Source organism: Erythrobacter sp. (genome assembly GCF_023653175.1).
Lineage (GTDB): Bacteria > Pseudomonadota > Alphaproteobacteria > Sphingomonadales > Sphingomonadaceae > Erythrobacter.
Window position 1 is genome coordinate 1 of the sequence record NZ_JAMNXL010000135.1, and the last position, 9,933, is coordinate 9,933.

The 9,933-nt window shown below is 67.2% G+C and carries 11 protein-coding genes; 8 read left to right on the forward strand and 3 right to left on the reverse strand.

What is annotated here, in order from left to right; translation table 11 throughout:
* The 7 genes from NBV68_RS13980 to NBV68_RS14010 form a co-directional block, all read left to right on the forward strand.
* A partial coding sequence (locus NBV68_RS13980) for a chemotaxis protein CheD (RefSeq protein ID WP_296310751.1) occupies positions 1–462 on the forward strand: 462 nt, incomplete at its 5' end.
* Between the two features lie 286 nt (positions 463–748).
* Positions 749–1,132, forward strand: a complete 384-nt coding sequence (locus NBV68_RS13985) for a response regulator (protein ID WP_296310753.1) — start codon at positions 749–751, stop codon at positions 1,130–1,132.
* A gap of 34 nt (positions 1,133–1,166) precedes the next feature.
* On the forward strand, positions 1,167–1,607 hold the full coding sequence (locus NBV68_RS13990; RefSeq protein ID WP_296310754.1) for a chemotaxis protein CheW: 441 nt from the start codon (positions 1,167–1,169) through the stop codon (positions 1,605–1,607).
* Positions 1,608–1,609: 2 nt separating this feature from the next.
* Positions 1,610–1,915: a hypothetical protein gene (locus NBV68_RS13995; protein ID WP_296310755.1), complete on the forward strand. Its 306-nt coding sequence runs from the start codon at positions 1,610–1,612 to the stop codon at positions 1,913–1,915.
* Positions 1,905–2,207 (forward strand): hypothetical protein, encoded by a 303-nt coding sequence (locus tag NBV68_RS14000; protein ID WP_296310756.1) that lies wholly within the window; start codon positions 1,905–1,907, stop codon positions 2,205–2,207. The genes NBV68_RS13995 and NBV68_RS14000 overlap by 11 nt, the downstream gene beginning before the upstream one ends.
* A gap of 4 nt (positions 2,208–2,211) precedes the next feature.
* On the forward strand, positions 2,212–3,741 hold the full coding sequence (locus NBV68_RS14005; RefSeq protein WP_296310757.1) for a methyl-accepting chemotaxis protein: 1,530 nt from the start codon (positions 2,212–2,214) through the stop codon (positions 3,739–3,741).
* Between the two features lie 60 nt (positions 3,742–3,801).
* Positions 3,802–5,244: a globin-coupled sensor protein gene (locus NBV68_RS14010; RefSeq protein WP_296310758.1), complete on the forward strand. Its 1,443-nt coding sequence runs from the start codon at positions 3,802–3,804 to the stop codon at positions 5,242–5,244.
* Between the two features lie 5 nt (positions 5,245–5,249).
* On the opposite strand, the gene NBV68_RS14015 is transcribed toward NBV68_RS14010, so the two are convergent.
* The 3 genes from NBV68_RS14015 to NBV68_RS14025 all read right to left on the reverse strand — a co-directional run bounded on the left by NBV68_RS14015 (position 5,250) and on the right by NBV68_RS14025 (position 9,194).
* On the reverse strand, positions 5,250–6,347 hold the full coding sequence (locus tag NBV68_RS14015; protein WP_296310759.1) for a lysylphosphatidylglycerol synthase domain-containing protein: 1,098 nt from the start codon (positions 6,345–6,347) through the stop codon (positions 5,250–5,252).
* Entirely contained in the window at positions 6,344–7,579 is a 1,236-nt protein-coding gene (locus NBV68_RS14020) for a glycosyltransferase (RefSeq protein WP_296310761.1), read from the reverse strand. The genes NBV68_RS14015 and NBV68_RS14020 overlap by 4 nt, the downstream gene beginning before the upstream one ends.
* Before the next feature lie 193 nt (positions 7,580–7,772).
* Positions 7,773–9,194 carry a M20/M25/M40 family metallo-hydrolase gene (locus tag NBV68_RS14025; RefSeq protein ID WP_296310763.1) on the reverse strand — a complete coding sequence of 474 codons (1,422 nt, stop codon included), beginning with the start codon at positions 9,192–9,194 and terminating at the stop codon, positions 7,773–7,775.
* A gap of 120 nt (positions 9,195–9,314) precedes the next feature.
* Between NBV68_RS14025 and NBV68_RS14030 the strand changes: the two genes are divergently transcribed.
* Positions 9,315–9,933: ATP-binding cassette domain-containing protein (locus NBV68_RS14030; protein ID WP_296310765.1), on the forward strand; the 619-nt coding region annotated here is incomplete at its 3' end.

Sequence of the window (9,933 nt, forward strand, 5' to 3'; positions counted from 1 at the left end):
ATGAGCACCATCCTCGGCAGCTGCGTTGCCACCTGCCTGTTCGATCCGGTGTCGCGGGTCGGCGGGATGAACCACTTCCTCCTCGCCGAGCCGCCCAGGCATGTGCGCAACCAGGCGTTCGACAGCGACTACGGCCTGTTCCTGATGGAGTTGCTGATCAACGAGATGCTGGCCATCGGCGCGATCAAGAGCCGGCTGCGCGCGCGGCTCTACGGCGGCGCGAACCTCAACCCCGATCTCTCGCCAATCGGCACCGCAAACGCCGCTTTCGCCCGCCAGTTCCTCGAGCGCGAGAACATTCCCTGCGTGTTCGAGGATCTCGAGGGCACCCAGGCGCGCCGCATCCAGTTCCGTCCCGCCAGCGGCCAGGTCCGCGCCCGCCTCGTGCCCTCCGATGTCGCCCCTACGGAAAAACCACTGGGTCGGCCGCAATCGGCACTTGGGACGGTCGAGCTATTTTAGAGTCTGTATCAGTAGGGTGGCAGCACCTGCACGGAGCCGATTTTGGCCCAGCGCAAGGAAAGAGGAGGGAGCCATGCTTCCGCATAGTGACCGACGATTGACACGGCGATGGGCCAAAAGCGGCCCGCCCCTTCGGGGTCGCGTCACGAAGCCCGCTGGCTGCGTCGCGGCCCTTGCAGGGGCAACCAGCCCCTGCTGCGGACCACTCCTGACCAGCGGGCTTCCTGACACGATGCAGGCGCTGCCACCCTACTGATACAGACTCTCGATCCAAACGGAGCCCATCATGCAAGCCAGCAACCCTGCCCCCATCCGTGTGCTCACGGTCGACGACAGTGCCTCCATGCGCGCGCTCCTGCTGGGCGCGCTCACTTCGCGCGGCTTCGCGGTCGAACAATGCGAAGACGGGCAGGAGGCGCTCGAATGGCTCGCCTCCAACGAGGTCGACGTTATCATCACCGACATCAACATGCCGCGTCTCGACGGCTTCGGCCTGATCGAGAAGCTGCGCACCAGCGCGCTCCACGCCGAACGCCCGATCCTGGTGCTGACCACCGAGAGCTCCGCCGAGAAGAAGCAGCGCGCCCGCAATGCTGGAGCAACGGGGTGGATCGTCAAGCCCTTCGACGCCGACAAGCTCACCGCCGCGCTGCGCCGCGTGATCCACTGACCCCGCACGCTACCTGTTCCGAGGAACCGCCCCAATGCGCCACGAACTCATCACCTTCGGCATCGCCAGCCAGCGCTTCGGCATCGACATCATGACCGTGCGCGAAATCCGCGCCTGGTCGCCCGTCACCCGTCTGCCGCGCGTGCCCGATTATGTCGCTGGGGTGGTCAACCTGCGCGGCGCGGTGCTGCCGGTGATCGACCTTGCCGCGCGGCTCGGCTGGACGCCGACCGAGGCCACCCCGCGCAATCCGATCATCGTTATCGAGCACGAGGGCCAGATGCGTGGGCTGATCGTCCATGATGTCGCCGACATTGTCAGCATCGAGGCCGGTACGCTCCAGCAGCCCGACGCGATGGGGCACGAGACCATCACCCACTTCCTCGAGGGGATCGCCCCGCTCGGCGAGGACATGGTGATGGTGCTCGATCTGGCGCGATTGATGGCCGACGAGCCGGTCGAACTGGCAGCCTGAGCATGAGCCGTCCCCTTCCTGCCGCCGGGCTGAGGCCCGCCGGTGCGCCCCATTCGCCAGCGCTGCTCGCCGGGATCGCCGGGCACCTTGCGACATTTGCCGAGGATGCCGAGGCTTTCGGCATCGTGCTGTGCAGCGACTATGATGTCGCCACGCGCTACCTGGTGCAATTGCAGCAGATCGACCGGCTGGCGCAGTCGCTGCGCGAGATGGCCAATGTGCTCACCTCCGAGGATCCCGACGCTGCGGTCGCCGCGATCCGCCTCGGCGAACTGCGCCATGCGCTGGAGCAGGACGATGCGCGCTGACCGCGCGCTGCTCGGCCTGCATGCCGCAGGCGTCATGCTGGCGCTGGCCGCAGCTATGGTGTGGCCGCGCCCCGGACAGGCGGCTCTGCTGGTGCCGCTGGGCGGTAGCAACGCGCGCAGCATGATCGCCTGGGCGCTGCGCGAAGAGGTGCCGCTGCTAGCGCTCGACACCAGCCGCGGCCGCGTCATCGCCCGCATCACCGACAATGCCATCCTGCTGCGCGCGCTGGGCGAGGGCATTCTTCCCCTCGCCGCGCGTGCCCCCGGCTGCGCCGCGACCCGCAGGAGCTAGAGCCATGCCCGTCGACGAGATGCGCGCGTTGCGCGAAACCGGGGTCCGCGTCATCGGCCTGCTCGCCGGGGTGATCGGCGCGGTGCTGGTGGTCTGGGCCATTACTGGCGGAGCACCGCTGGTGGCGCTTGCGGCGGCAGTGCTCGTGACGCCGCCGTTGTGGTTCGCCCAGGCCCGCCGCTCCGATCCGGTGGCGCGCGTCGTGCTGGGCGTCAGCTACCCGCTGCTCGCCGCGCTGCTGCTCGCCATGGCGAGCGGCTCGGGCTGGATCATCGACATGCACATGGTGTTCTTCGCCTTCCTCGCGGTGCTCGCCGCACTGGCCGACTGGCGGGTGATCGTCGTCGGCACGGTTGTGACCACGCTGCACCATCTCGCGCTCAACTTCATCGCCCCCGCGCTGGTCTTTCCCGACGGCGCGGATCTCATGCGGGTGGTGTTCCATGCGGTGGTCGTGCTGGTCGAGGCGGCGGTACTGATCCTGCTGTGCCGCCAGTTCGAGGTGCTGATCCGCAGCCTGATGGACGTCCGCAGCGCCGAATCCGCGCTCGCGGCCGAACGCAGCGTCGAGCGCGAAACGCTCAACAGCGAGCAACGGGCGGTGCTTTCGGGCCTGTCCGAAAGGCTCCGCAAGCTGGCCGCTGGCGACCTTTCCAGCCGGCTCGACGCCCCCTTCCCCGGCGAATACGACCGCGCCCGTGGATTGCTGAACGAATCCTGCGCCGAGCTCGACAAGCTGGTCGGCGCGGTGGCGCAGACCGCCGATCAGGTCGCGACCGGTGCACACGAGCTGCGCGAGGCCTCGTCCGATCTGGCCGGAAAGACCGAACAGCAGACCGCTGCGATCGAAAGCGCCGCGCGCACCGCGAGCGAGCTGCTCCACGAGATCGAGGCGCAGGCCGGGCTGTGGACCGCGACCCGTTCGACCGCGCTCGATGCCAAGTCCGATGCCGACCGCGGTGCCGAGGAAATCGCCGCCGCCGCCGAGGCGATCACCCGGATCGAGGCCTCTTCGGCCGAAATCGGCGAGATGATCGGCTTCATCGACACGATCGCCTTCCAGACCAACCTGCTGGCCCTCAACGCGGGCGTGGAAGCGGCGCGCGCGGGCGAGGCCGGCAAGGGCTTTGCCGTGGTCGCGGGTGAAGTGCGCGAGCTCGCCCAGCGCTCGGCCCAGTCGGCGACCGCGATCAAGGCGCTGGTCGCCACCTCCAAGGACGAGGTCGCGATCGGGGTCGCGCGGGTGCAGCAGCTTGTCACCCTGCTTGCCTCGCTGGTCGCGCGCTTCTCGGACATTGCCGACCAGGTCGACATAATCGCGCAAGGCTCGGAAGATTCGCTCGAGGCGATCCGCCGGATCAATGCCGCCATGACCTTGCTCGACCGGGGCATGCAGCAGAACGCAGCGATGGCCGAACAGACCAGCGCCGCCTCGGTCGAGCTGCTGCGCAGCGCCGAGGACCTGAGTGGTCAGGTGTCGCGCTTCCAGCGTCACGACGCCGCCGCAGCCCCGCCGCTCAACCGCGCCGCCTGACTTCATCCACGACCCTCTCCATTCCCAGGTAGCCACCAACAAAACACAAGGAGCTTTGCAATGTCCGCCGATCCCTTACAGGAGCGTCTCGATTACTACGGCCTCGCCGAGGTCCGCCAGTCTACGCTCTCGGGCATAGGCCGGGCACTGAAACGCCGGCTCGATGGGGCGCTCGACGGCTTCTACAAGGTCATTGCCTCGCGCCGCGAGCTGTCCGCCCATTTCGACAGCCCGCAGCAGATGGCCCGCGCCAAGGGGATGCAGGCCGAGCACTGGACGGCGGTGTTCCGCGACGGGGTGGATCGCCGCTTCTATGATCGCGCCACCCGGATCGGGAACGTCCATGCGCGCATCGGTCTCGAACCGAAGTGGTATGTGGGCGCCTATGGCCTGGTGCTCGACGAGCTGATCACTGCGATAATCGCGCCGGGCTGGCAGGCTTGGCTGCCGTGGAAGCGTAGTAAGGCGCAGCATGTGGCGATCCTGGTCAAGGTCGCGCTGCTCGACATCGACCTGGCGCTGTCGGGCTATTTCCACAATTCGGAGGAGCGCGTGCGTGCGCTGGTGAGCGACAAGCTCGGCACCGCGCTGCGCCAGGTCGCCGCAGGCGATCTAACCGCGCGGATCGACGGCTTTCCGTCCGAGTATGCGCAGGTCGAACACGACTTCAACGCCGCGCTTGGCACGCTGTGTGCAACGCTCGGCAATGTCATGAGCGGGATGGGGGCAATGAACGCGGGCGCCACCGAAATCCGCTCGGCCGCCGACGATCTGTCGCGCCGGACCGAAGAACAGGCCGCCAATCTGGAAGAGACCGCCACCGCGATCGTCTCGATCAATGCCAGCGTCCAGGAAAGCGCCTCGACCAGCGAGAGCGCGCGCCGCACCATCGCCGACACCACCGAGCGCGCTGCGGACGGTTCGCAGATCGTCTCCGAGGCGGTCGGCGCGATGCAGCAGATCGAGAGCTCCTCGCAGGAGATCAATTCGATCATCGCTGTGATCGAGAGCATCTCGTTCCAGACCAACCTGCTGGCCTTGAACGCGGGCGTGGAAGCAGCGCGCGCAGGCGAGGCGGGCAAGGGTTTTGCCGTGGTTGCCAATGAAGTCCGCGCACTCGCCCAGCGCTGCGCCGAGGCGGCTGACGAGGTCAAGGCGCTCATTTCGGCCAGTTCGGTGCAGGTCAGTCGCGGGGTCGATCTGGTCGGCCGCAGCGGCGATGCTTTTGCTGCCATCACCCGCGATATCACCACGCTCTCCGGAGCGATCCAGTCGATTGCCACCTCGGCAGCGGCGCAGGCGGAAAACCTTTCGCAGATCACCGCCGTCGTGGGCGAACTCGACCGTTCGACCCAGCAGAACGCGGCGATGGCCGAAGAATGCACCGCAGCGGCGACATCGCTGACGCGCGAGGCGGGGCTGCTCGACAGCGCCCTGTCGCAGTTCACCGTGGGTGAGCGCGGCGGCTTTGCCCGACCTGCGCTGCTGAGCCGCGCCGCCTGACGGGGCTATTCGGCCGGCTGCGGAGCGGCAGCGGCGAGCGGTTCGGGCGCTGCTGCACGCCGGCGGGCGGCGCGCTGGAGCAGGAAGAACACAAGCGCTGCGCCCGCCAGCGGCAGGTAGAAGAAGATCAGCCGCCAGGTGCTCATCGCCGCGACCAGCACGCCAGCGGCCACAAAGGGCGCGAACAGCAGCAGGAAGCCCGCCTCCGCCCCGCCCGCGCCGCCCGGCGTCGGCACCACCGAGCTGATCGACTGGACCAGATATTGCAGCAGCCAGTAGAGCGCCGGATGCCAGTCCTGCCCGAAAGCGGCGAGCACGATCCCCGCCATCGAGAACCGCGCCAGCCACTGCGCCAGCGCGAGCACCAGATTGGCCAGCGCTATGCCCTTGCCGCGGCGCAGCACCCCCAGCCAGTCACTCACCACATGCCCGCCGAAATCCCGCGCGCGGATGCAGAGCGCGGCGGTACGGGCGCGCGGCCGCTCGCCCAGCAGGCCCGCCGCCAGCGCCGCCGCCAGGCCGGCGAGCAGCACCAGCACGCCTCCGACAACCGCTGCGAGGATCGCCAGATCGGTCTCGATCTCGTTGACCAGCCCGGGCTGGCGGCCGAGGAAATCGGCAAGCTGGAACCCGCTGAGCGTGACGCACAGCGCTGCGAGCGAGGTCATCACCAGCGTGTCCTCGGCGGTCTGGAGCGAGATCAGCGTCGCCGCGCGGCGCGTCGGCACGCCCTCGTTGATGAGGAACAGTATCTTGATCGGCATGCCGCCTGCGGCAGACGGCGTGATCGAATTGGTGACCATCGTCCCCGTCACCACCTTGAGCCCCCCGCGAAACCCAAGGCCGAGGCCGAGGAACCGGCCCCACAGCGCGAAGCGCAGCGAATTGGCGAGCATCGGCACGAAGGCGAGGCCGGCCGCCACCAGCAGCAGCCCGGGCGCGACCAGCCGCCCTGCCAGGTCGATCCCGCCCAGCGACCACACCAGCACCGCGACATTGGCGAGCGCCACCAGCGGCAGCACCGAAAGTGCGATCGTCAGCGTGCGCCGCGGCAGACGCTGCCACGGGGCGAGCGCTGCGGGAGAGGTTTCGGGATCGCTCAAGAGACGTTCAAGGCCCGCTTGACAGGGCCCAGCCACGTGCCCTGCATCCGGGCATCGCGCGCGGCAAGGGCGGCGGCATACTCGACATTGATGAGCTGTTCGAAGGTCTGCGGCCAGCGATTATGCGCGGCGGCCAGCGCGAGACTGCGCTGGCGGCGCCCGGCGTAATCGTCGCGCCACACCTCCACCACGCCGCGCGCCATCGCCACCGGATCATCGACCGGGCCGAGCACCCCGGTGCCATCGGGCACGCGTTCGGGCATGGCGCCGCTCGCGACACCCACCACCGGCAGCCCCGAGGCCTGCGCCTCCAGCACCGAGATGCCGAAGGTCTCGTCGGCCATTCCGCTGACATAGACATCGGAGGAGGCCAGCGCCCGGGCAAGCGATCCGCGGTCGGTCTCGTAGCCGGGGAATGCGATCGGCAGGCCCTTGGCCTCCTCCATCAGTACCTCGCGCAGCTTGCCGTCACCCATCAGCACCATCGCCGCGCCCATTTCGCGCGGCAATTGCTTGAACATCTCGACCAGCACATAGGCGCGCTTCTCATTGTCGAGGCGTCCGGCATAGATCAGCAGCGGGCCGCCGGTTTCGGGCAGACCGAGCTCGGCGCGGAAAGCCTGATCGCGGTGCTCGGGCGAGAAGATGTCGATATCGACGCCAAGCCCCAGCACCCCGGTATTGTGATAGCCAAGGCCGCCCAGCATCGCGCGGGCTTCCTGGTTGAGGGTATAGACGCGGTCGAAGCGGTGGTAGGTCATCCACGCATAGAAATATGCGACATTGCGGAAAAAGCTTGCAGGATAGTGGCCCGACAGATCCTTCATCACGCGGTAGACCTGCGCATTGGGGAAATCGGTGCGGTAACCTGCGACCAGCGCGGTATTGGGATAGCGCCGGCGGTGGCGGATCGCGATCCACGGCAGCACCCAGGGGCACAGGCTCTCGATGATGTCGGGCTGGTATTCCTTGAGCAGCGCGAAAACCGCGTCATTGCGGTTGATCCAGCGGTAATTGGGACTGCCCCACACCAGCGGCGCGCCCACTTCGGCAAAGATCGTCCGGCCTTCCACGGTGATGCGGTCTTCCGGCCCCGGCACGATTTGCAGCAGCCGGTGCTCGGTGTTGTCCTGGAAGTACTTCTTCTTTTCCTTGAGGTAGGTGGAGATGCCACCCCCGCCGGTGGGCGACCAGCTCTGGGTGAGGTCGCAAATCAGCAGATCTTTCGCCATGCACACGCCTTCTTGCGCTCTGCCGCGGATACCGGAGAGGAGCCATGGGCGTGGGGGGCGCAAAGCAGGCTCGGGCGCGCGGCGGGGTTGCGCTCCTTTGCCCGCAATGCGTGTCTTTAGCGCGACGGTTTGCGGTCAGTTTGGTTACGACTAGCCAACCATAAAATGACTGATTTGCGTCATTCCTGTCAGATTACTGCGATTTCATGATCGCCGGGGCCGCTGGAACGGGCGTGCCGGTCAGGATCGCGGTGCCCTCGTTGGCGAGGATGCCGACGACCTGTGTCCAGACCGCGACGTTCTGCCTGAGCTGCACGATGTCGATCTTGTCGAGCGTGTCGTCGGGGGTGTGGTGAAGGTCGAAATAGCGCGTGCCGTCCTGCTGCAGATCGACCAGCGCACCCTTCTGGTCACGCACGATGTTGAGGTCCGCGCCCCCACCCGCGACGTCGGTGCCGCTCGAGACGCCGAAGCGCGCCACGGCGGCGGCGATCTTCTTGTGCAGCGCGGGATTGCTCTCGCGGAAATTCGAATCGAAGCGCCAGATCCGATCCGCGCCGAAATCGCTTTCGAGGCCGACCGCGATCGGCTCGGCAAGGTGCGCCTTGCTGTAGGCGGCGCTGCCGAACAGCCCCACTTCCTCCGCGCCCGCCAGCAGCACGCGGATGGTGCGCAGCGGCTGGCCGCTTTCGGCGACCCGGCGGGCAGCCGCGATGATGATGCCGCAACCGGCCGCATCGTCGAACGCCCCCGGCGCGTTCCACCAGCTGTCGAGATGGCAGGCCAGCAGCACCGGCGGCAGCAGCGAATTTCTCCCGACGATCTCGCCCACCACGTTGCCGCTTTCCGTCTGGCCGATCTGGCGCGGGTTCATCTCCAGCCTGAGAGTGATCGGCCGGCCTTTGGCTCGGTCAAACATGCGTTCGAGATTGGCGGCATCGGGCAGGCTCAATGCGCCCGCAGGAATCGCCGCAACGCCTTCGGGAAAGCTGGTGCCGCCGGTGTGCGGATTGCGGTGATTGTCGGTGCCGACCGACTTGATCACCGCAGCCACGGCCCCCTTGCTTGCCGCAATGCCGGGGCCGACCCAGCGCGCGGGCCCGGCAAAGCTGTACTGGCTGCCATCCTGAGTGCGCGACATGGCGTGGCTGATGAAGGCGATCTTGCCCTTGAGGCTGCCTTCCGGCGCGGCGCGCAGTTCATCGACGTTGCGGAAATGCACCACCTCGGCCTCAATCCCGCCCACCGGCGTTGCCGCCGAATTGCCAAGGGGCAGCACCTCAAGATCCTGAGCAAATGGCCCGGTCACGCGAGACCGGGCGATATCGCCGGGCACCCAGGTGTCCATCATGAACGGTTCGATGGCGACATTTTCAAAGCGATAATTCTTCAGCCACGCAGCCGCCCATTCGCGCGCCCGCGCCTCGGCCTCGGTGCCTGCCTGACGCGGGCCGACCTCGGTCGTCAGCCCTTCGATGAAGGCATAGGCAAATTCGTCATCCTTGAGCGCCCCATGCACTGTGACGTCGAGCGTCGTCGGCGGGGCAGGATTGGCCTCTGCGGGCGTGGGGACGGCGAGCGACAGCGCGGCGAGCGCGATTAGGGGCTTGGTCATGGCGAGAGGTGCTATCCACGCCCCGCCCGCCTGTCTAGCCGCTTGCCCTTGCCCCTCCCCTTCCCTATCTGCGCACCCAAACTGACGACCCCAATTCCAAGATCCCGAAGGACCGATCCGATGGCCGCCCAATACGCCTATGTCATGAAGGGCATGACCAAGACCTTCCCCGGTGCGCCCAAGCCGGTGCTGAACAATATCTCGCTCCAGTTCTACCAGGGCGCGAAGATCGGCATCGTCGGCCCCAACGGCGCGGGCAAGTCGACGCTCATCAAGATCATGGCCGGGATCGACAAGGATTTCACCGGTGAGGCATGGCCGGGCGAGAACATCACCGTCGGCTATCTCGAGCAGGAGCCCGAACTCGATCCGACCAAGACCGTGCTCGAAAACGTGCGCGAGGGCGCGAAGGAAACCGCCGATCTGGTGGCGCGCTTCAACGAAGTCAGCGCGCTGATGTGCGAGCCCGATGCCGATTTCGACGCATTGGGCGCGGAGATGGGCGAACTGCAGGACAAGATCGATGCGGTTGACGGCTGGACGCTCGACAACCAGCTCGAAGTGGCGATGGAGGCCCTGCGTTGCCCGCCGAGCGACTGGCCGGTCAAGGACCTGTCGGGCGGCGAAAAGCGCCGCGTGGCGCTTACCCGCCTCTTGATCCAGAAGCCCTCGATCCTGCTGCTCGACGAGCCGACCAACCACCTCGATGCGGAATCGGTGAAGTGGCTCGAAAATCACC

What these genes read in the sequence shown, in the direction of transcription:
- NBV68_RS14000 (WP_296310756.1), top strand. Translation starts at nt 1,905, where the DNA reads ATGCGCGCTGACCGCGCGCTGCTCGGCCTGCATGCCGCAGGCGTCATG.
- NBV68_RS14005 (WP_296310757.1), top strand. Translation starts at nt 2,212, where the DNA reads ATGCCCGTCGACGAGATGCGCGCGTTGCGCGAAACCGGGGTCCGCGTC.
- NBV68_RS13985 (WP_296310753.1), top strand. Translation starts at nt 749, where the DNA reads ATGCAAGCCAGCAACCCTGCCCCCATCCGTGTGCTCACGGTCGACGAC.
- NBV68_RS14025 (WP_296310763.1), bottom strand. Translation starts at nt 9,194, where the DNA reads ATGACCAAGCCCCTAATCGCGCTCGCCGCGCTGTCGCTCGCCGTCCCC.
- NBV68_RS14020 (WP_296310761.1), bottom strand. Translation starts at nt 7,579, where the DNA reads ATGGCGAAAGATCTGCTGATTTGCGACCTCACCCAGAGCTGGTCGCCC.
- NBV68_RS13990 (WP_296310754.1), top strand. Translation starts at nt 1,167, where the DNA reads ATGCGCCACGAACTCATCACCTTCGGCATCGCCAGCCAGCGCTTCGGC.
- NBV68_RS14010 (WP_296310758.1), top strand. Translation starts at nt 3,802, where the DNA reads ATGTCCGCCGATCCCTTACAGGAGCGTCTCGATTACTACGGCCTCGCC.
- NBV68_RS13995 (WP_296310755.1), top strand. Translation starts at nt 1,610, where the DNA reads ATGAGCCGTCCCCTTCCTGCCGCCGGGCTGAGGCCCGCCGGTGCGCCC.